Genomic DNA, 21214 nt, shown 5'->3' with positions numbered 1-21214 from the left:
GTTATTTTAAGGATTATAGGAATTTTGAACCTTTTATTCATATAAAAAAACCGCCGGCTGCCGGCGGTTTTTCGTATTATGGATAGCGAAGATTTGTATTTTGTGCTCCCGCGTAGGATTGGGCGAAGTTTTTGGCGTCCTGGGCTGAAAGCGTGCCATAGCTGTAATTTGATCTCGGATTCCAGCCGGTGCGCGGTGATTTCGGGGCTTTGAGCGACGGGAATGAACCGATGTCAGTGAATTGGGCCGTCCCGTAATCGTCTATCATTCCGCCTTTTTCATTTCCGTTACCGAAATAGTTGGCTTCTGAGAAGACAGTCGCGTTTGTATGAATGGTGAATCCTAAATTGAAATTGGTCACATAGTTGTTTTTCGCGTGAAAATAGCCGTATCTCATCAGGCCCGGTGAACGCACATAGACGTTATTAAAATAGTTGTTGGTGATCGTCATATGCGGATAGCCGATATAATTGCGTCCTTCGTTATCATCATTCGGATAACCGAGAATCAGGCCGTACAGATGGTCTGTGAATTTAGAGTTAGACAGCGTCACAAAATCCGCTTTGGCGCCGACATACAGAAGCTTTCCCAAATCGCTGTGGCTGGTCGGATTGTAGCTGTGTCCTTCAAACCACACGTGGTCAATCCAGTAATTCTGTCCGTTCGCTATGTACATCGGAATGTCGTTGTTGCCTGTAATGGCGGCATTATGGCTGATAATGAGATTTTTGAAAATCACATTGTTTGAGCCGGAGCCTGTTGTCAGATAGATGTTGGTCAGCCTGTGGCTGGTATAAGAGCCGACGATGGTTTTATTGGCGCCGACTGTCACAACGGCTTTACCCGGGGAAGAAATATCACTTGTGATGACGATGGTTTTGCGGTCCGTTCCGCCCGCATTGTTTTTCAGATCATTAAGATTGCTGACGTAGACGACGGGGCCGCCCTGGCCTCCCGATACGGCGGATTTTGCTTTTCCGTTATGATCCTTCGCATTTCCCGCGAATCCGGTAAGTCCCTGCATCACATCCGGATAAGCCGCTGCCGCTTCTGCCTGCTTGGATGCGGAACATACAATGGCCAGACAAAGCGCAAAGCCGAGTGCAGCCAAGAAAGCGAGATGACGCGTCTTCTTTTTCATGCCTTTCACTCCTTTAATCTCTTAAATTGTAAACACATGAAGTATTATACAATTACTATCCTATTTTTCCATGATCTGTTTGTCTGCTTTTTCGTTATGGCTGAAAAGCCCCAAAACAAAAAAAGCAGCCGATACGGCCGCCTATATACGGGTGCTGTCTGCCTGAGTTTCCGCCGGCACGGCTTTTTGCTTTCGAATCAAGGACAGCGCCATCCCCGCAAAAATCATCCCAATCCCCAAAGATTGATAAAGGTCGGGGCGAAATCCCGTAAATACGGTGTCAAGCACAATCGCCACCGCCGGATCAAGAAATACGATGATTGAAATAAACCGGGTGGATAAAAACCGCAAGCTGTCAAAAAAGAGCAAATACACAATTCCCGTATGAATGATACCGGTTGACACAATCATGATCCAGTTCACATGCGACAAATCAGAAAAAGCGCCGAAACGGACGAACGGGAGAAGAATGATAACGCCCAACCCGGTCTGCAAACAGGTGACCGCATATGGGCTGAGGCTGTTGATACCTTTCCCGGCCAGTGTCGTAAAGGCGTAAAAAAGGGCGGCCAGCACGGCCCAAATAATACCCGATCCCATCAGCTGAGAAAATGATGTACTTCCGTTGATGCCGGAAATCAGGGCGGTGCCCAGAAAACAAATCACGATGGAAGTGACGGACACAATATGCAGTTTCTCCCGGTATATAAGGCTCCCTAGAAGAAGGACGAGAACCGGAGCCAGATGATAAACGGAAATCGCTATCGTCACTGATGTCTCCTCAAATGATTTAAATAAAAACACCCAGTTCAGCACGAGAAAAAATCCGCAGGCCAGTGTCTGCAGCACCTCACGCCGGTTCCATTGTTCGGTGCGGTACCGTCCGGAACCAAACCAGCAAACGCCCAGAAACAATGAGGCGCACAGACATCTCACAAAGACCAGTTCAATTGAAGGCACATTCGTATGTTCCGAGAAAAAGCCGATTGATCCGAAAATGACCATGGAAATGACCATTTTGATGACGGCATTTGATGTTTGTTTAGCTTGCATTGATTCGCTTCCCCCATATCATTGACTGTTTATTCAGACAAATACTAACAGCCATTTTACTTGATTCAGAGGAAGATTTCATCCTATTTTTCGAAAGACGGCGGTCTTTTCTCATTAAAAAAAGCCCCGCATCAGCAGGGCCTTCTGTTTAATGAACGATCAGTACAGGACAAGGAGACAATTGTGAGACCTTATGGCTCACGCTTCCGAGCATCATTTCTTTAAATCCGCTGATTCCGCGGCTTCCGACGACAATCAGATTGAAATGCTGTTCTTTCGCTATGTTTAAAATTTGATGCGCAGGTTCGCCTTGGACGTACAGGCTTTCCGCATTTACCCCGCTTTCAGCCGCTTTCTGCTTGGCCTCTTCCAGAATGGCCGCTCCTTTTTGCTCGACTTCATGTTTGATGTCTTCAATGAAGTTTTCCGGAACATAGACAATCCCTGTTAAGGCTGATGTGGAGACAACGGCTTCACGTCCCGCATAGAGAATGGTGAGTTCAGCCTGCTGTTCTTTCGCCAGATGGATCGCTGCGTCCAAAGCTTTGCTGCTCATGTCTGAACCGTCTACTGCTGCAAGAATTTTTTTAAACATATGAATCCCGCCTTTCTGCTTTTATTGTCCTCCTCTCTTTGCTGAATGTCAATTTTGCCGGCTTTCTCCGGAACATTGCGCTTACAGACTTTCTCCGTTTGTGGCGATGACGTCTTTATACCAATAAAAACTTTTCTTTTTCTTTCTTTCAAACGTGCCTTTTCCGTCATTGCCGCGGTCGACATAGATATAGCCGTAGCGTTTTTTCATTTCTGCCGTTGAGGCGCTGACGAGGTCAATCGGCCCCCACGACGTGTAGCCGATCAGGTCGACGCCGTCTTCAATCGCCTCTCTTGCCTCTATTAAATGATCACGCAGATAATTGATTCGATAATCATCCTGAATGGTTTCGTCCTCCTCCGGCTGATCAACCGCGCCGAGCCCGTTTTCGACGATGAAGAGCGGTTTCTGATAACGGTCGTACAGCGTGTTTAAGGTGATGCGCAAGCCCTTCGGATCAATCTGCCAGCCCCATTCGGAAGATTTCAGGTACGGGTTTTTCACGCCGCCGAGGAGATTTCCCTTAGATTGCGCCAGATCCTCAGGCGCCGTGCTGGCCGTCATCGACATGTAGTAGCTGAAGCCGATGTAATCCACCGTATGTTCTTTCAGGAGCGCCTCGTCTCCTTCCTTCATCTCGATCGTAATTCCGTTTTCTTTAAAGAAGCGCTTCATGTAGCCCGGATAGCTGCCCCTCGCCTGCACATCAGAAAAGAACAGCGTGCTCCGCTCTTTTTGCAAAGCCGCATATACATCCTCCGGCTTTGGCGTCATCGGATACGTCGTCGTCGCGGCGATCATGCAGCCGATCTGGGAATCCGGGATGATCTTGTGGCCGGCTTTTACCGCCAGCGCGCTCGCCACAAATTGATGATGGGCCGCTTGGTACATCGTGTTTTGTTTATTTTCTCCTTCCCGGAATATAAGACCGCCGCCTGTAAACGGAGCATGAAGAACAACGTTGATTTCATTGAAGGTCATCCAATATTTCACCTTGTCTTTATAACGGGTGAAAACCGTCCGGGCATACCGCTCATAGAAATCGACCGTCCGGCGGTTTCTCCACCCGCCGTAGTTTTTCACAAGACCGAGCGGCATCTCATAGTGAGAAATCGTGACGACCGGTTCGATCTGATGTTTTCTCAATTCGTCAAACAAACGGTCGTAAAATTGCAGCCCTTCTTCGTTCGGTTCTGTTTCATCGCCGTTCGGAAAAATTCTCGTCCACGCAATGGAGGTGCGGAACGCTTTAAAGCCCATCTCTGCAAACAGGGCGATATCCTCTTGATAGCGGTGATAAAAATCAATCGCGTCGTGATACAGATTCAGCGCATCATCCGTCTCATGAAACGGAGACATAATGCCGTCCGGGGAGACATCCGCCGTAGAAAGTCCTTTGCCCCCTTCTTTATAAGCTCCTTCAATCTGATTGGCAGCCGTTGCGCCGCCCCATAAAAAACCTTCCGGAAATCTCTTCATGTTTTCTCCACCTCTTTTTCAGGATAACGCCAGAAGCGCTTCGTTCGGTTTGACCATTCCGCTTTTTTTCACGTCTGTAAATGAATATTGATCCGTATTCGTAATGATGACCGGCGTGATCACGTCAAAACCGGCAGCCTTTATCTCTTCGATATCAAAAGTAATCAGCAGATCTCCCGGCGCGACGGCATCGCCTTCTTTAACGTGCATTTCAAAATGCCTGCCATCCAGCCGTACCGTATCAAGCCCGATATGAATGAGAATTTCGGCTCCCCGGGCGCTCGTAATGCCTATGGCGTGCTTTGTTTTAAATACGGCTGTCACCCTGCCTTCTACGGGAGAAACCGCTGCACCCTCTTCAGGAAGAATCGCAAAACCTTTTCCCATCATTCCACCGGAAAAGACGCTGTCGTTCACTTCGCTTAATGCTTTCACTTCGCCTTTAATCGGGCTGTGAATGATTTCTCCGCCTGCCGTCACACCCGGCGTTTCAGATGCTTTGTCCCGTTCAGACTGTACATCCTCAAACCCGATCAGAAGTGCCGCCGCCATACCCGCCGCAAACGAGATAAAAAGCCCGATCAGCGCGTAAAGAAACGTCGGCCCGATAAAGACCGGAATGCTCGGCAGACCGGCGTTTCCGCCCACAATGTAAGAAGCGACACCCGTTACACCGTAAAAAGCGCCGCCTGCCGCGCCGCCGATTAATGCAGCCGCGAACGGTTTTTTCAATCTCATGTTGACGCCGTACATGGCAGGTTCGGTTATGCCCATCAATGCCGTAATGCTCGTCGTAAACGCGAGTGATTTGAAGGTTTTGTTTTTTGATTTCAAGAAAACCGCAAATGACGCGCCGGCCTGCCCCATGTTCGCCAAAAACATCGCAGGCAGAATGTAATCATGTCCGTTTTGGGCAATGTTATTGATCATGATCGGCACAAGCGCATAATGCATCCCCGTCATAATGATGAGCGAAAACGTGCCGGCAAGCAGAATCATCGCGGCAATGCCCGCATGATTGAACAAATCATTGACGCCGACAGACAGATAATTTCCGAGAATCGCGCCGAGCGGACCGACTGTGATCAGGGTGACAGGCACGACGATCACAAGCGTAAGCATCGGAACGGCAATCAATTTCAAAGATGAAGGAGTGATTCGGTCGATTCCCTTCTCCACATAGGACATCAGCCAGATCGCCAGCAAAATCGGGATAACTGTCGATGAATACGTGGCAGCGGTTACAGGAAGACCGATAAAGGAGATGCTTTTCCCTGCTCCAAGCAGGGCCGTTAAATCCGGATGCAGGATCGCACCCGCCACAGCGGCCGCCACGTACGGATTACATCTGAATTTTCTCGCCGCGCTTACCGCAAGCAAAAGCGGCAGAAAATAAAACGCACCGTCACCGACAGCCGTGAGAATGCTGTGAGTCTGGCTCTTCTCCGACATCCAGCCGAATGTCACCGCTAGCGCGACAAGCCCTTTTATCATGCCGGCTCCGGCAATGGCCGGCAGAATCGGCGTAAACACGCCGGAAATCACATCAAATACAGCACTCAGCACATTTTTCTTCTGTTTTGATGTTTTGTTTGCGCTTTCATCACTGAGCCCGCTGCTCTCCATCAAAGCCTGATACACCTTCGGCACATGATTGCCGACAATGATCTGAAACTGCCCGCCGCTGATATTTGTCCCCATCACGCCTTCCGTCTGTTCCAGCCCGCTCCGATCTGCTTTCGCATTGTCATACAGATTAAAACGAAGCCGCGTCATGCAATGGATGACACTCTGAACATTCTCCTCCCCGCCGACAAGTTGTAAAATCTCTTTTGATATTTTATGATAGTCCATGAGTATACCTCCTTAAAAATGGGGGAACTGCCGGACGAAAGGTGGCCGCCTTTCTCCGGCTTTTTTGTTATGAAATCAGCATCACCTCCAAAAAAGGGTATAAAAAAAACCTAAACTGCACAGCACACGGGGGTCTTCCCCTGTCTGACGCAATTTAGGTTTTGCCTGCGGTTTGCAGTAACAATCCTAGGTGAATGATATTGGGTTGATATGTATACTTTAGCACTGGATTTATGGGGTGTCAACGCTTACATTTAAAATTATATATTATGATTGATACTGATAGGAAAAACTCAAAAGGAACCCTTTTGAGTTTTTTATACTGATTATCTATGCTTACATTCAAGTAATTTACCATAGACCCGCTCTATTCGCCTTTTTCAGTCTTTCTTTTTTTGAATAAATTTATTTTTCTAGTTAAATAAAAACGGTAATGTCTTAGGTATTCATCATTTTAAACAAACAAATTCATAATTTCTCTTTTCAAATAATGATCAGTTATCGGTTCGCGTTCAACTAATTCACAGTATTTATGTGCTATCTTGACTTTTATATCTTTATCCTCATTTTTGAATATTAGGTCTTTAAAATAATTAAAGTCATCCTTTGCACCAAAATCTATAAAAGATACCTCTTGATCTCTAAAATTAGTATGAGTTGATGAATAATCTATCCTACTCTCCTCTGTTAACTTTTTATGTATTTCAATAAACCTCGTATTATCCTTAAAAATTTCTTCTAACGTGTTAATTAAAACCTTGGGTATCAAACAATCTTCAATGTCAGTTTTTCTTAATTCACTGCCTTTTTTAAAATCTAATAACTTAACACCTGAAGTTTTAGTGACTAATAATCTACGGAGATATACAATATCATCTACGTTTCTACCATATGATTTAGGAGTTTCAGGGAGCTTAAATTCCAAGTCGGTATCCACCAAAAAAAGCAGTTTGTTTTTTATTTCATTTTTCTCTTTTCTGTCTGAAATGGTGCTATAAATTATATTATATAACTTTAATACTTTATCTCGCCCACCAAGAGAAATAATTCTAATATCATTTTCATCTTTCAAAATATATTTCAAATAAATTTCATCAGATTTGCCTTCAGTAAAAATCCAATTGACACTAGGATTTTCCCTCATGAATGAAATAAGACTTATTGCTAAATCGAACATGCTTTTTAGTTCGATAATATCTGGTATATTTCTAGAATCACTAAGTATTTCGCCTAGATCATTGGAGGTAATTGATATATTATCTTTTTCTTTCAAAAGATACTTCAATTCTCCTTTTGAAGATAATGGTATGAATCCGTACCAATGTGTAGTAACTAAGAGCTGGGCTGAACTGTTATCTAGAATTTCCTCTAACTTTAGAAATTGTTCAAAACTTTTTGAAACGTGTAAAGATACCTCTGGCTCATCAATAGCTAGTATTATTTCTTTACCTCTTTCGTTAGAAGAGTTATTGGAATTTTTCAAAAATGCATATGCTGTATTTATTAATGCTTGTCTTTGTTCTCCCGAACTTAGCTTATCAAGTGTTTTATTTTCCACTTTTAAAGCTCTTAAATTAAAGTAGGCAAAAAGAATTTGCTCTTTAATATCCTTACTTGTCAACCTATATTTCGCTTTTGATTTATAATCGTAAACATAATTCATTCCTAGTTTTTCTAAATTAACATTCACTTCATTCATAAAATCTTCGAGTTTATCATTTATATTTTTAACAATATCGTTTTTTTCAATTATATTTTCGATAAAATCTAATATATCCTTGTCTAAAAGAGCTTGCATCTCTCTAGTTTCAAGCTTTAACAATTCACTTACAGGTTGTTCCACAGGAATATATATATAAGAATACATCTCAAATATATACTTTTTTAAAGAACTCAAACTTTTTCTTATTTTATTTTGCTCTAACCCAAATTCCTTCATTAAATTTTTTTGTATCTCTTCGTTATAAGTTGTTGTTAACAAAGCATCTTTACTATTTAGTTTCTCTCCAATAAATATCAAATAATAATCATTCTGGTAATCTCTATATTCCTCTATATCATTGGAGATAATGTTGAATGCATCCTGATTTTTGGACCAATTTACATCCCAAAAGTAATCACTAATATACTCTAAAATATTTTTGTTTTCTTCCTTTAACTTTACCTTAGTTTTTTTTATTAAGAATAAAGGACAAATAAAAGGTGTTCTTGTATCATCTTTCTCAGATATAGAATTATTAACATTCCAACCTCTGCCATTAAACAAGGAATCTAAAGCTTCTAAGATTGCACTTTTCCCTACCCCGTTATCTCCTGTTAAGATTGTATAAGGATGGCGTATATCTTTTAGTAATGATATGTAATTTATATTTTTATAGCATTTGTAATTACGTAACATCAGTCCAACTATCATGTTATTCTCTCCCTATTTAATTTAATATCCTTAGAACAGTAACTCTATTTGAATCGGGCTCCTATATATATCGGACAAAAACATAAATTTTCCACTTTTACCTACATATCACATATCAATAAAAGCATTAAAAAATGAGGATACCTTTGAGCGGTATCCTCTGAATTTATAAATTAACTTCCACTCCCCAAACAGCCTCCCCCTCACCGCTCAGCACACTAAACGTCACAACTTCCTTCTCCCTCGCTGAGTCCCATTCTTTCAGGAAGACGCCGTCATAATGTGTGCCGTTCAGGTTGATTCGGGCTTTGCTGCTGTCCGTTATTGTCCAGGTTCCGGTCATTTCCCCGGAAATGGTGCCGTCGTTGTTAAGCCGGATGGTTTTTGGGGTTTTGATCGTAGCTGTAATGTCTTTTCCGTGCTGGATGAGTTTGTAGGCTCCGGATGCGGCGGCTGCCGATATGTGTGTATCCGGTTCTCCTGCGTAGCGGTACGGCGCTGCAACGGGCCATCCGTCTTTGTTCATGTACAGCCGATGCACTCTGACTTCGTGCTCTTCACCTCTGTTCGGAAAACGGGTGTGGAAAATGAGGTATGATCGTTTCGTTTTCCCGTCGTAAAACACGGAGTTATGTCCCGGTGAGACGTAGCCCGTGCCTTTTTCAGATTGTGAGGCGAAGCTATAGCCGCCCATGAGTTTAACCCCGTACGGTTCAATTGCTCTGTCATCGAAGAAACTGCCGTCTTTTCCTTTAGCATCAAGCATGTTATGACCTGCGGCGTCATAGTACGGACCGTCCGGATTTTTGGAGCGCGCCACACGCATATTGTAACCGCCGGCTGTGTCAAGTCCGCCGAATGACAGATACAGATAGTAATATTTCGTTTCCGGATTGTAGCTGATGTACGGGCCTTCGATTCTGCTGTGATTTCCGCCGAGCAGTTTTTTTCCGTATCCTTGGTTCGGGAGCGGGAAACCGGTTTTCGGATTCATTTCCAGTATGAAAATTCCGCCGGAGTAAGAGCCGTACACCATCCAGAGCTTGCCTTTATGGTCAAAAAACGTTTGCGGATCTACGACGTTCGGGTGAACGTTTGCATTATAAGTGGTGCCGTCTTCGCTTTTTCCTTCCATGCCTGATTTCAAAAAGATGCCTTTGTTTTTGTAGGGTCCTTCGATTTTGTCACTCACGGCGACACCGAGAGCGGATCGCGGCGAGTCTCCTTTACAGGCGTTATAGTACATGTAATATTTCCCGTCAGCCAGCTGAGCCACATCCGGCGCCCACAGCGTATCAGACTGGGCCCAGTCGAATGTCTCTTTTAATTCGGAGTAGACGTTCGGGATCAGGGGATTATTGGGATTGACGCTTGAAGACAGTTGCTGCCACTGCATCAGGTTTTTCGACTTGGCGGAAGCCAAATGCGAGCCGAATACATAGTATGTATCGCCTGTTTTGATGACGGACGGATCATGCACGCTGACCTCTGAAAACACCGGATGCTGGGCTTTTGCCTGCGGCAGAGTGAACCCGATAACCGCTGCTGAGACCAGACACACACGAAAGAAACTGGTTTTCATTTTCTGAAATCTCCTCGCTCTCTTCTTTTCTTAAAACGCTTTCAAGACAACGCTCCATTTTATGACGCGGATGGCGGAAATATGTGATCAACAGCGCCAGCTTCACGATGTACCGCTTTACTTCGATAGCAATCTGATTTGTGAAAGACTGGAAAAAAAGTTTTGACTTCTGATTCGCAAACACTTAATATAAAAAACAGTTACTAGTTATCAGAATATTTAAGAATTGAGTGAAGCATATATGACCTTACACAAAGACCGCCGCATCGGGCGATTGTCCGTCCTTCTTCTGCTTCATGAGACTGAAGAAAACCAGCAGATCAGCCGGCTGGAACGGGACGGCTGGAAAGTCTGTCTCGGCAGGGTGGGTTCAATGGATGCGCATAAGGTGGTAGCTGCAATTGAAACCGCTTCCAAAAAGAGCGGCGTCATTCAATCTGAGGGTTATCGCGAATCACATGCGCTGTATCATGCCACAATGGAAGCTTTGCACGGAGTGACGCGGGGCGAAATGCTGCTTGGCTCGCTGCTTCGTACCGTGGGCCTGAAGTTTGCCGTCTTGCGGGGAAATCCGTATGAAAGCGAGGCGGAAGGCGATTGGATCGCCGTTTCCCTTTACGGCACGATCGGAGCTCCGATTAAGGGGCTTGAGCACGAAACATTCGGAGTCGGAATTAATCACATATGAATCAGCCCATAGATATCAGATGATAGGGGGCTATGCGTGAAACATCATTTTCATGGCATAGCTCCTTTTTGTATGGGCGCTTTACCAAAGTAAAGAAAAAGGGGTTGAAATGATGGTAACGTTAGACGGTTCCTCACTGACAACCGCAGATGCCCAGCGTGTGCTGTTTGATTTTGAAGAGGTTCAAGCATCTGCCGAAAGCATGGAACGTGTGAAAAAAAGCAGGGCGGCGGTTGAACGGATCGTTCAAGAAGAGAAGACCATTTACGGGATTACGACGGGGTTCGGCAAGTTCAGCGATGTGCTGATTCAAAAAGAAGACGCCGCGGATCTGCAGCTGAATCTGATTCTTTCTCACGCGTGCGGCGTCGGTGATCCGTTTCCGGAATCTGTATCGCGGGCCATGCTGCTTTTGCGCGCCAATGCCCTGTTGAAAGGCTTTTCCGGCGTGCGGACTGAGCTGATTGATCAACTGCTCGCGTATCTCAATCATCGCATTCACCCGGTCATCCCGCAGCAAGGGTCACTGGGGGCGAGCGGAGATTTGGCGCCGCTTTCTCATCTCGCACTGGCGCTTATCGGGCAAGGCGAAGTCTTTTACGAAGGGGCCCGGATGCCGGCAGCTCATGCTTTGGAAAAGACAAACCTTCAGCCGGCCATCCTGACCTCTAAGGAAGGGCTCGCGCTGATCAACGGAACGCAGGCCATGACCGCGATGGGACTGATCGCTTACCTCGAGGCCGAAAAGCTGGCCTATCAGTCGGAACGGATCGCGAGCTTAACGATCGAAGGCCTTCAGGGCATTATCGATGCGTTCGACGAGGACATTCATGCCGCCCGCGGATATCAGGAACAGATGGATGTCGCAGAGCGAATCCGCTATTACTTGTCAGACAGCAAGCTGACGACCGTCCAAGGGGAGCTGCGTGTCCAGGACGCCTATTCGATCCGCTGTATCCCTCAGGTCCACGGCGCATCATGGCAGACATTAGCGTATGTAAAAGAAAAATTAGAAATTGAGATGAATGCCGCGACAGATAACCCGCTCATTTTCGAAGACGGCGCCAAAATCATCTCAGGCGGAAACTTTCACGGACAGCCGATCGCCTTTGCCATGGATTTTCTCAAAGTGGCGGCGGCCGAGCTTGCGAATATTTCTGAACGCCGTATTGAACGGCTTGTGAATCCGCAGCTGAATGACCTGCCGCCCTTTCTGAGCCCTCAGCCCGGCTTACAATCCGGAGCGATGATCATGCAATATGCGGCGGCCTCCCTCGTGTCAGAAAATAAAACCCTGGCCCATCCCGCCAGTGTCGATTCCATTCCTTCATCGGCAAACCAGGAGGATCACGTCAGCATGGGAACCATCGCCTCAAGGCACGCCTACCAGATCATCGCGAATACGAGACGGGTGCTTGCCGTTGAAGCCATTTGCGCGCTGCAGGCTGTGGAATACCGGGGTGCGGAACATTGCGCCTCGTACACAAAACAGCTCTATCTCGAAATGAGAAACATCGTGCCGTCCATACAAGAAGACCGCGTGTTTTCTTATGACATCGAGCATCTGAGTGACTGGCTGAAGAAGGAGTCTTTTCTGCCTAATGAGCATCACCAAAAACTGATGACCAATGAAGGGGGACTTACAAGATGACTGATGTAAAGAAATCAATCCGCGCCGGCCGCGGCACCGAACTTGAATGCTTAGGATGGGAGCAGGAAGCTGTGCTCCGCATGCTCCGAAACAACCTTGACCCGGAGGTTGCCGAAAAGCCGGAGGATCTGATCGTATACGGCGGCATAGGCAAGGCCGCACGAAACTGGGATGCTTTTCACGCGATTGAGCGTTCCCTCAAAACGTTAAAAGATGATGAAACACTGCTGATCCAATCCGGAAAACCGGTCGGACTGTTCCGCACGCACAGCCGCGCGCCCCGCGTCCTGCTGGCTAATTCGGTTCTCGTGCCGAAATGGGCGGATTGGGAGCATTTCCATGACCTTGAGAAAAAAGGGCTGATGATGTACGGGCAGATGACGGCCGGCAGCTGGATTTATATCGGCTCACAAGGTATTTTGCAAGGCACCTATGAAACCTTTGCTGAGCTTGCGAGACAGCATTTCGGCGGCAGTCTGAAAGGAACCCTTACGCTGACGGCCGGACTTGGCGGAATGGGAGGCGCTCAGCCGCTGTCCGTCACGATGAATGATGGCGTCGTCATCGCCGTTGAAGCGGATGAAACACGGATTGATAAACGCATTGAAACAAACTATTGCGACCGTAAAACAGCATCAATTGACGAAGCGCTGCGCTGGGCCGAAGCAGCCAGACAAGCCGGAGAGCCTTTATCGATCGGCCTTCTCGGTAATGCAGCTGAGGTGCATCATGAGCTTTTGAACCGCGGCGTCCATATTGACATCGTGACCGATCAGACTTCCGCTCACGACCCGCTGATCGGCTATATTCCGGCAGGATACTCACTTGAAGAGGCCGACCGCCTGCGCCGGGAGCAGCCTGAATTATACGTAAGGCTTTCCAAGCAGAGTATGAAAAAGCATGTGGAAGCCATGCTCGCCTTCAAGAAAAAAGGGGCTATCGTCTTCGATTACGGCAACAATATCCGCCAGGCTGCCAAAGATGAGGGGCTCGCCGATGCTTTTGATTTTCCGGGATTCGTTCCCGCCTACATCCGGCCTTTATTTTGTGAAGGAAAAGGGCCGTTCCGCTGGGCCGCGCTGTCGGGAGACCCTGAAGATATATACCGCACTGACGCTTTATTAAAAGAGCTGTTTCCAGAAAATCAAGCCCTTCACCGCTGGATTGACATGGCACAGAAAAAAGTCACATTCCAAGGCCTGCCGTCCCGTATTTGCTGGCTCGGCTACGGTGAACGGGAAAAGATGGGGCTCGCCATCAATGAATTGGTCAGAAACGGCGAGCTAAAAGCCCCGATCGTCATCGGAAGAGACCATTTAGATTGCGGATCTGTCGCCTCTCCGAATCGGGAAACAGAAGCGATGAAAGACGGAAGCGACGCGGTCGGCGATTGGGCGGTGCTGAACGCGCTGATCAACACGGCCTCAGGCGCAAGCTGGGTTTCTTTTCACCACGGCGGGGGCGTCGGCATGGGGTATTCCCTTCACGCGGGAATGGTCGCGGTCGCTGACGGCAGCATCCTTGCGGAACAACGGCTTTCCCGCGTTCTGACAAGCGATCCGGGAATGGGCATCATCCGCCATGCGGACGCAGGTTATGAAAAAGCGGCTCAAGTCGCCGAGGAACAAGACATTATGATACCGATGAAAAAGGAGCGGTAACATGCCGAAACAAATAGATACCCTACTCACCAACATCGGCCAGCTGCTGACGATGGAATCCGGCGGCCCCCGATCAGGCGAAAGCATGCAGGATCTTCGTGTCACGGAAGATGCCGTCATCGGCATTTCCGACGGGCGCATTGTTTTTGCCGGACATCAAGGAGCGGAGGAAGGATACGAGGCAAGAGACATCATCGACTGCGGGGGACGGCTCGTCACCCCCGGCCTCGTCGATCCCCATACCCATCTTGTATTCGGAGGGTCCCGGGAAAAAGAACTGAATTTAAAAATTCAGGGCATGTCCTATTTGGATATTCTGGCGCAAGGCGGCGGCATTTTGTCAACCGTCAAAGACACGAAAGCCGCTTCCGAAGAAGAACTGATTAAAAAAGGGCTTTATCACCTCGGACGCATGCTGTCATACGGCATCACGACGGCAGAAGTAAAAAGCGGCTACGGACTCGACAAAGACACGGAGCTGAAACAGCTGACCGCGGCGAAAAAACTGGGCGAACGCCAGCCGGTCGACCTTGTCACAACTTTTATGGGGGCACACGCCATTCCGCCTGAGTACCGGAACAGCCCTGACGAATTTCTGGATCGCATGCTGCAGCTTTTGCCTGAAATAAAAGAAAAAGGCCTCGCGCAATTTGCCGATATTTTCACAGAAACAGGCGTCTTTACCGTCAGCCAGTCACGGGACTACCTGAAAAAGGCGTCTGAAGCCGGTTTCGGCCTGAAAATCCATGCTGATGAGATTGACCCGCTCGGCGGCGCGGAATTGGCGGCAGAGCTGCATGCTGTTTCTGCCGATCATTTGGTGGGGGCGTCTGACGAAGGCATCGAAAGGCTAGCGGCCTCCGGAACGATCGCCGTCCTGCTGCCGGGCACGACTTTCTATCTCGGCAAACACACTTATGCGAGAGCCCGGGAGATGATTGATGCGGGCGTACGGGTCAGTTTGGCGACTGACTTCAACCCGGGCAGCTCACCGACGGAAAATCTCCAGCTCATTATGTCGATTGCCGCGCTTCATTTAAAAATGACCGCAGAAGAAATCTGGCACGCTGTCACCGTTAATGCCGCGTATGCGATCGGAAAAGGCGAAGAGGCCGGACAAATTAAAGCCGGACGGGCGGCTGACATTGTCATTTGGGAAGCGCCGAATTACATGTATATCCCGTATCATTACGGCGTCAATCATGTACACCGTGTCATCAAGAATGGAAAGACGGTTGTCTCAAGGGAGGGAGCCGCTCTTGGATAAGTATCCGTTTCTGCAAAAAGCCGGCTCCCTCTTCAACGACCGCCATGTGACAAGGATCGGCGATGTGACGGAAGCGTGGGCGGGACAACCGATCAAAGGGCCGGCTTTGATCGGCGTTCCGCTTTCTAAGTCGTCAATCAGCCATTCCGGCGCCTGCTTTGCACCCGGTGCGATCCGCCGGGCGCTCGGCGGGATTTCCGCTTATTCCGCGGAGCTGCGGGAGCATGTCATTGACCATCTTTACGATATCGGCGATATTCAGATTCACGTCACGGATGTCGTCACATCTCACGAACACATTTACCGGACCATTCATGACATTCTGACGGACCAGCCTGACTGGGTGCCCGTCATTCTCGGCGGCGACAACTCCATTAGTTATTCCACCATTAAAGCCATTGCGGAAACGAAAGGAACAACAGCCGTCTTTCAATTCGACGCCCACCACGACGTCCGCAACACAGAAGACGGAGGACCGACAAACGGCACGCCATTCCGCCGGCTGTTAGATGAAAATATCATAAGCGGACAAAACCTGATTCAGCTTGGAATCAGGGAGTTCAGCAACAGCTTGGCATACGAACAATATGTAAAAGAACGGCAGGCAGACGTGCATACAATGGAGATGATCCGGGAGAAAGGGCTCCTCCGAACGATACAAGAGGTCTTGCCAACCGTTCAAAAAAGAGCCGACGCCATTTTTATTTCGGTTGATATGGATGTGCTGGATCAAGCTCATGCGCCCGGCTGCCCCGCGATCGGCCCAGGAGGCCTGTATACCGAAGAACTGCTTCAGGCGGTCCGGTTTTTAGCCCAGGAGGCTGACATCTCGGGTATTGAGATCGTTGAGGTTGATCCGACACTTGATTTTCGCGATATGACAAGCCGGGCAGCCGCACACGTCATTTTACATGCATTAAAGGGATTTAAATTGTCACGTTAAAGTCAAATCCGGCACGCGTGCTCTCGGCTGCCGGAAGGTTCTCACGCCACGCAAAAAGGGGGAGATCACGATGGATGTTGATCAAGGCGGCAATCAATTAAAGCGCACGATGAAAAGCAGGCACTTATTTATGATTTCATTGGGAGGGGTCATCGGCACGGGGCTGTTTTTGAGCACAGGGTATACATTAAGCCAGGCCGGGCCGGGCGGGACGATCGCCGCTTACCTGATCGGCGGCTTGATGATGTATCTTGTCATGCAGTGTCTCGGAGAATTGTCAGTAGCCATGCCTGTGACCGGTTCATTTCAAACGTATGCGACAACGTTTATCGGGCCGTCCACGGGTTTTATGGTCGGTATCATGTATTGGGTGAATTGGGTGGTGACGGTAGGATCGGAGTTTACAGCTTCCGGTATCCTCATGCAGCGCTGGTTTCCCCACAGCAGCGTCTGGATGTGGAGCGCGATTTTCGCGGCTCTCCTTTTTGCCGCCAATGCATTCTCCGTTAAATTGTTTGCAGAAACAGAGTTTTGGTTTTCAAGCGTCAAAATCGTTACCATCCTTTTATTTATCATCTTAGGCGGCGCCGCGATGTTCGGTTTGATTTCATTGCACGGTTCGGGTGAAGCTCCGATGCTGTCGAATTTTACCTCACACGGCGGACTGTTTCCGAACGGCTTTCTTGCGGTTTTCATCGCAATGATTTCCGTAAGCTTCGCCTTTTCAGGGACGGAGCTGATCGGAATTACAGCGGGTGAAACCGCCAATCCGGCAAAAGATATTCCGCGTTCGATCCGAAATGTCGCCTGGAGAACGGTCATCTTTTTTATCGGCGCCATTTTTGTGCTGTCCGGACTGATCTCCTGGAAGGAGGCCGGTGTGATTGAAAGTCCGTTTGTCGCAGTCTTTTCCCAAATCGGTATCCCATACGCCGCAGATATCATGAATTTCGTGATTTTAACGGCTTTGCTTTCGGTCGCCAACTCCGGACTGTATGCTTCCACCCGGATGCTGTGGTCTCTTGCGAATGAAAACATGATCAGCGCCCGGTTCAAAAAAGTCACGCCGAAAGGCATTCCGCTGAATGCTCTGCTCGCCAGCATGGCCGTTTCCTGCATATCCTTGATCTCAAGCATCGCCGCCCCGGGCACGGTCTACGTGGTGCTTGTGGCAATAGCCGGATTTGCCGGCGTCGTGGTGTGGATGAGCATCGCACTGTCTCAGCTGTTATTTCGAAAACATTATGTGAAAAACGGCGGATGCGTCTCGGATCTGACCTTCCGCACACCGTTATACCCTCTCGTTCCGATCGCCGCTGTGATCTTATGTTTCGCTTCATGCGTAGGCCTTGCATTTGATCCCAATCAAAGAATCGCCCTCTTCTGCGGAATTCCTTGTATGATCCTGTGCTATCTCATTCGTTTTTTGAGAAAGAAACAGCCGAAACAATCCGTCCGCGACATTCATTTGGATAAAACCATGCCATAAAAAAAGGCACATACTGATGAGGTATGTGCCTTTCTTCTCTTATTCCGTAATCAGCGTATGAATCAGTTTCGGCGCTTCCGCTTTTTCTGAGATGCGGATGTTGTCATAGACTTTGGCGGTCACGTCTTCAACGTTTTCGCGGTTGGCGTAAAGGGTGACGAGCGGCTCGCCTTTTTCGACGTTGTCACCGACTTTTTTGCGGAGCATAATGCCGACGGCAAGGTCGATTTCGTCCTCTTTTGTCGCACGTCCCGCGCCTAACAGCATCGCTGCGACGCCGATTTCGTCAGCGACGATTTCTGAAACGACACCCGCTTCTTTTGCCGGAACGTCAATTTTGTACGCCGCCTGCGGAAGTTTGGACGGTTCGTCAACAACGGAAGCGTCTCCTCCCTGATTGCTCAGGAACTCTTTGAACTTTTCAAGCGCTTTGCCGTTTTTCATGACTTCCTGCAGCTTCGTTCTCGCTTCTTCCAATGTCTCAGCTTTTTTCGCCAATACGACCATTTGGCTGCCGAGCGTGAGGACGAGTTCGTTTAAGTCTTCAGGCCCTTCCCCTCTTAATGTATCAATGGCTTCTTGTACTTCCAGGGCATTCCCGATCGCAAAACCGAGCGGCTGCGACATGTCAGAAATCACGGCCATCGTCTGGCGGCCGACGTTGTTTCCGATGCGGACCATTGCTTTGGCGAGGTTCACGGCGTCTTCATCCGTTTTCATAAACGCGCCGGCGCCCGTTTTGACGTCAAGCACGATGGCATCTGCTCCGGCGGCGATTTTTTTACTCATGATTGAGCTTGCGATCAGCGGGATGGAGTTCACCGTACCCGTTACATCACGCAGCGCATACAGCTTTTTATCGGCAGGCGTCAAGTTGCCGCTTTGTCCGATGACGGCTACCTTGTCGCGGTTCACAAGCTTGATGAATTCATCTTTTGACAATTCCACGTGGAAGCCTTCGATCGCTTCCAGCTTATCAATGGTTCCCCCCGTATGGCCGAGACCGCGGCCGGACATTTTAGCAACGGGAACGCCGAGCGCCGCGACGAGCGGTGCGAGTACGAGAGTTGTCGTGTCGCCGACCCCGCCCGTAGAGTGCTTGTCGACCTTAATGCCTTCAATGGCGGAGAGATCAATTGTTTCCCCTGAATTCACCATCGCCATTGTCAGATCGGCGCGCTCCTGATCTGTCATATCCTGAAAGTAAATCGCCATAGCCAGCGCGCTTGCCTGATAATCAGGGATGCTTCCGTCCGTGTATCCTTTTACGAAAAATTGAATTTCTTCTGTTGTCAGTTCTTTTCCATTTTGTTTTTTTACAATAAGATCTACCATTCTCATGATCTATCACCTGTCCTTCATTTATGTTCAGTGAATCAATCCGACGATCGCCGCTGTCAGGAAGCTGACGAGCGTTGCGCCGTACAGCAGCTTCAGCCCGAACCGCGCGACGACGTTTCCTTGTTTTTCATGCAGCCCTTTCACCGCACCGGTAATGATTCCGATAGAGGAGAAATTCGCGAATGAGACAAGGAATACAGATACCACTGCCTGTGTATGCGCACTGAAATGGAAATCGCCGGATGAGAGTGTCTGCATCGCCACAAATTCATTCGATACCATTTTCGTCGCCATAATGCTTCCGGCGCTCACCGCTTCATTCCACGGAATACCGGTTAAAAACGCAAACGGCGCGAAGACATATCCGAGCAGCGCCTGGAATGTAATGCCGAAGACCGCATTGAAAACGCCGTTGACCAGAGCAATGAGTGCGACAAATCCGATCAGCATCGCCGCTACGACGACGGCGACTCTGAATCCATCCATTATATACTCACCGAGCACTTCAAAAAAGGATTGCTTTTCTTCTTCAGGAACGACGATCAAATCCTCTTCTTTGCTGACGGTGTACGGGTTGATGATAGAAGCGATGATAAATCCGCCGAATAAGTTCAGCACAAGCGCCGTCACGACGTATTCGGGCTTCAGCATCATCATGTAAGAACCGACGATCGACATTGAGACCGTCGACATTGCGGACGCGCAAAGCGTATATAAGCGCTGTTCAGTAAGATAACCGAGCTGTTTTTTCAAACTGATAAAGACTTCTGATTGCCCTAAAATCGCGGATGCGACAGCGTTGTAAGATTCGATTTTCCCCATTCCGTTCACCTTGCTTAACGCAAGACCGATATACTTCGTGATGAAGGGGAGGACCTTCCAGTGCTGCAGAATTCCGATTAAAGCGGATATAAAGACGATCGGCAGAAGCACGCTCATGAAGAACGTCGTCTGTTTCGCATTCACAAGCCCGCCGAATACAAAGTTAATCCCTTCTGATGCATATTCCAGCAAGTAGTTAAATCCTTTTGCAAAACCGCCGACAAGAAAATTCCCGATACCGGTGTTGAGGAGAATATAACCGAGAATCAGCTGCAGCACGAGCATGACGGCGATCGGCCGGATTCTGATTCTTTTTTTGCCGTTGCTGGCAAGCCAGGCAAGACCTAAAAACACAATGATTCCGATAATTCCGATGAGATACTTCATATGTGTTCTCCTTTTATTTGTATTCGCTTACAATTTTTTATGCATCAACAAAGAAAGAGGATGGCGGAAGCTTTCAGCTTCCGCACTGCTGATTAATAGTCGCTGCTGCCGCTGTCTCCGCCGCTCACGATAGAGACGCCCGCACTTGCGCCGATCCGGCTCGCGCCCGCAGCGATCATGCTGTCAACATCAGCTTTTGTTCTGATGCCGCCTGATGCTTTGACCCCGATGTCCGGTCCGACTGTTTTTCTCATGAGAGCGATATCTTCAGCCGTTGCCCCGCCTGTAGAAAAACCGGTAGACGTTTTGACGAAATCTGCGCCTGCGGATACCGCCAAGCGGCACGCGCGCTCTTTTTCTTCATCTGTCAAAAGGCATGTTTCGATGATCACTTTGACGAGTGCTTTTTTATCAGCTGCTTCAACTACCGCGCGGATATCAGCTTCAACCGCTTCATCATCGCCGTCTTTTAATGTGCCGATATTGATGACCATGTCAACCTCAGTGGCTCCTTTTGAGATGGCATCCTTCGTTTCAAATGCTTTTGTTTCCGATGTCGTTGCGCCGAGAGGAAATCCGATAACGGTGCAAACGTCAACTCCAGTGCCTTTCAGTTCCTCCGCTGCGAGTTTGACCCAAGTCGGGTTTACACAAACGGAAGCGAATTTATATTCTTTTGCTTCTTTTATCAGTTGTAAAATATCCGCTTTTTGTGTATGCGGTTTCAAAGCAGTATGGTCTATTTGACTTGCAATTGACATTGTATGCACTTCCTTTTTCCTAGGATACGTTTAGAATAACCGAATTTTGAACATATGTAAATTGGTAATTGAAATTATGTTCATGAA

16 protein-coding genes are annotated in these 21214 nt (G+C 48.1%); 6 read left to right on the top strand and 10 right to left on the bottom strand.

The features are described 5' to 3' along the window. Positions 1-76 precede the first annotated feature (76 nt). From SB24_RS10585 to SB24_RS10555, 7 genes are all read right to left on the bottom strand, one after another. Positions 77-1141 carry a polysaccharide lyase family 1 protein gene (locus tag SB24_RS10585; protein ID WP_039253287.1) on the bottom strand — a complete coding sequence of 355 codons (1065 nt, stop codon included), beginning with the start codon at positions 1139-1141 and terminating at the stop codon, positions 77-79. A gap of 141 nt (positions 1142-1282) precedes the next feature. After that, positions 1283-2194 carry a DMT family transporter gene (locus SB24_RS10580; protein WP_039253285.1) on the bottom strand — a complete coding sequence of 304 codons (912 nt, stop codon included), beginning with the start codon at positions 2192-2194 and terminating at the stop codon, positions 1283-1285. Positions 2195-2342: 148 nt separating this feature from the next. After that, on the bottom strand, positions 2343-2789 hold the full coding sequence (locus tag SB24_RS10575) for a universal stress protein (RefSeq protein ID WP_039253283.1): 447 nt from the start codon (positions 2787-2789) through the stop codon (positions 2343-2345). Positions 2790-2870: 81 nt separating this feature from the next. Then, on the bottom strand, positions 2871-4268 hold the full coding sequence (locus SB24_RS10570; protein ID WP_039253281.1) for an aryl-phospho-beta-d-glucosidase: 1398 nt from the start codon (positions 4266-4268) through the stop codon (positions 2871-2873). A gap of 18 nt (positions 4269-4286) precedes the next feature. Beyond that, positions 4287-6122, bottom strand: coding sequence for a beta-glucoside-specific PTS transporter subunit IIABC (locus SB24_RS10565; RefSeq protein ID WP_039253280.1), 1836 nt, complete (start codon positions 6120-6122; stop codon positions 4287-4289). A 454-nt stretch (positions 6123-6576) separates the two neighbouring features. Further along, positions 6577-8535 carry an ATP-dependent nuclease gene (locus SB24_RS10560; protein ID WP_039253277.1) on the bottom strand — a complete coding sequence of 653 codons (1959 nt, stop codon included), beginning with the start codon at positions 8533-8535 and terminating at the stop codon, positions 6577-6579. Positions 8536-8701: 166 nt separating this feature from the next. Continuing rightward, the gene (locus tag SB24_RS10555; protein WP_039253275.1) at positions 8702-10117 is read right to left on the bottom strand and encodes an arabinan endo-1,5-alpha-L-arabinosidase AbnB; all 1416 of its coding nucleotides are present in this window, start codon (positions 10115-10117) and stop codon (positions 8702-8704) included. A 241-nt stretch (positions 10118-10358) separates the two neighbouring features. On the opposite strand from SB24_RS10555, the gene hutP reads away from it, so the two are divergent. The 6 genes from hutP (at position 10359) to SB24_RS10525 (ending at position 17816) form a co-directional block, all read left to right on the top strand. After that, positions 10359-10805 (top strand): histidine utilization transcription antiterminator HutP, encoded by a 447-nt coding sequence (gene hutP, locus SB24_RS10550; RefSeq protein ID WP_004393292.1) that lies wholly within the window; start codon positions 10359-10361, stop codon positions 10803-10805. A 112-nt stretch (positions 10806-10917) separates the two neighbouring features. Further along, positions 10918-12456: a histidine ammonia-lyase gene (hutH, locus tag SB24_RS10545; RefSeq protein ID WP_039253271.1), complete on the top strand. Its 1539-nt coding sequence runs from the start codon at positions 10918-10920 to the stop codon at positions 12454-12456. Beyond that, on the top strand, positions 12453-14117 hold the full coding sequence (gene hutU / locus SB24_RS10540; RefSeq protein ID WP_015418552.1) for a urocanate hydratase: 1665 nt from the start codon (positions 12453-12455) through the stop codon (positions 14115-14117). The genes hutH and hutU overlap by 4 nt, the downstream gene beginning before the upstream one ends. 1 nt (position 14118) lies before the next feature. Beyond that, on the top strand, positions 14119-15384 hold the full coding sequence (hutI, locus tag SB24_RS10535; protein ID WP_033574319.1) for an imidazolonepropionase: 1266 nt from the start codon (positions 14119-14121) through the stop codon (positions 15382-15384). Beyond that, complete coding sequence (hutG, locus tag SB24_RS10530; RefSeq protein ID WP_033574318.1) at positions 15377-16327, top strand: formimidoylglutamase; 951 nt, start codon at positions 15377-15379, stop codon at positions 16325-16327. The genes hutI and hutG overlap by 8 nt, the downstream gene beginning before the upstream one ends. Before the next feature lie 70 nt (positions 16328-16397). Further along, positions 16398-17816, top strand: a complete 1419-nt coding sequence (locus tag SB24_RS10525; RefSeq protein ID WP_033574317.1) for an amino acid permease — start codon at positions 16398-16400, stop codon at positions 17814-17816. Between the two features lie 39 nt (positions 17817-17855). On the opposite strand, the gene SB24_RS10520 is transcribed toward SB24_RS10525, so the two are convergent. The 3 genes from SB24_RS10520 to deoC form a co-directional block, all read right to left on the bottom strand. Next, positions 17856-19157, bottom strand: coding sequence for a pyrimidine-nucleoside phosphorylase (locus tag SB24_RS10520; protein ID WP_015418556.1), 1302 nt, complete (start codon positions 19155-19157; stop codon positions 17856-17858). Positions 19158-19184: 27 nt separating this feature from the next. Then, complete coding sequence (locus tag SB24_RS10515) at positions 19185-20366, bottom strand: NupC/NupG family nucleoside CNT transporter (RefSeq protein ID WP_004393280.1); 1182 nt, start codon at positions 20364-20366, stop codon at positions 19185-19187. Between the two features lie 92 nt (positions 20367-20458). Beyond that, positions 20459-21127 carry a deoxyribose-phosphate aldolase gene (deoC, locus tag SB24_RS10510; protein ID WP_033574316.1) on the bottom strand — a complete coding sequence of 223 codons (669 nt, stop codon included), beginning with the start codon at positions 21125-21127 and terminating at the stop codon, positions 20459-20461. Between the last annotated feature and the right edge of the window lie 87 nt (positions 21128-21214).

Origin of the sequence: Bacillus sp. Pc3, from assembly GCF_000815145.1 — a bacterium.
GTDB classification, from domain to species: Bacteria; Bacillota; Bacilli; order Bacillales; family Bacillaceae; genus Bacillus; species Bacillus velezensis.
Note: the sequence above shows the minus strand (reverse complement) of the source record. Positions and strands in the feature narration are given on the sequence as shown.

Bases quoted from the DNA above. Each gene is read 5' to 3' on its own strand.
- SB24_RS10520 (WP_015418556.1), bottom strand. From the start codon at position 19,157: ATGAGAATGGTAGATCTTATTGTAAAAAAACAAAATGGAAAAGAACTG.
- SB24_RS10565 (WP_039253280.1), bottom strand. From the start codon at position 6,122: ATGGACTATCATAAAATATCAAAAGAGATTTTACAACTTGTCGGCGGG.
- SB24_RS10580 (WP_039253285.1), bottom strand. From the start codon at position 2,194: ATGCAAGCTAAACAAACATCAAATGCCGTCATCAAAATGGTCATTTCC.
- hutI (WP_033574319.1), top strand. From the start codon at position 14,119: ATGCCGAAACAAATAGATACCCTACTCACCAACATCGGCCAGCTGCTG.
- hutP (WP_004393292.1), top strand. From the start codon at position 10,359: ATGACCTTACACAAAGACCGCCGCATCGGGCGATTGTCCGTCCTTCTT.
- SB24_RS10555 (WP_039253275.1), bottom strand. From the start codon at position 10,117: ATGAAAACCAGTTTCTTTCGTGTGTGTCTGGTCTCAGCAGCGGTTATC.
- hutU (WP_015418552.1), top strand. From the start codon at position 12,453: ATGACTGATGTAAAGAAATCAATCCGCGCCGGCCGCGGCACCGAACTT.
- SB24_RS10570 (WP_039253281.1), bottom strand. From the start codon at position 4,268: ATGAAGAGATTTCCGGAAGGTTTTTTATGGGGCGGCGCAACGGCTGCC.
- SB24_RS10560 (WP_039253277.1), bottom strand. From the start codon at position 8,535: ATGATAGTTGGACTGATGTTACGTAATTACAAATGCTATAAAAATATA.
- SB24_RS10515 (WP_004393280.1), bottom strand. From the start codon at position 20,366: ATGAAGTATCTCATCGGAATTATCGGAATCATTGTGTTTTTAGGTCTT.
- SB24_RS10585 (WP_039253287.1), bottom strand. From the start codon at position 1,141: ATGAAAAAGAAGACGCGTCATCTCGCTTTCTTGGCTGCACTCGGCTTT.
- SB24_RS10575 (WP_039253283.1), bottom strand. From the start codon at position 2,789: ATGTTTAAAAAAATTCTTGCAGCAGTAGACGGTTCAGACATGAGCAGC.
- SB24_RS10525 (WP_033574317.1), top strand. From the start codon at position 16,398: ATGGATGTTGATCAAGGCGGCAATCAATTAAAGCGCACGATGAAAAGC.
- deoC (WP_033574316.1), bottom strand. From the start codon at position 21,127: ATGTCAATTGCAAGTCAAATAGACCATACTGCTTTGAAACCGCATACA.
- hutH (WP_039253271.1), top strand. From the start codon at position 10,918: ATGGTAACGTTAGACGGTTCCTCACTGACAACCGCAGATGCCCAGCGT.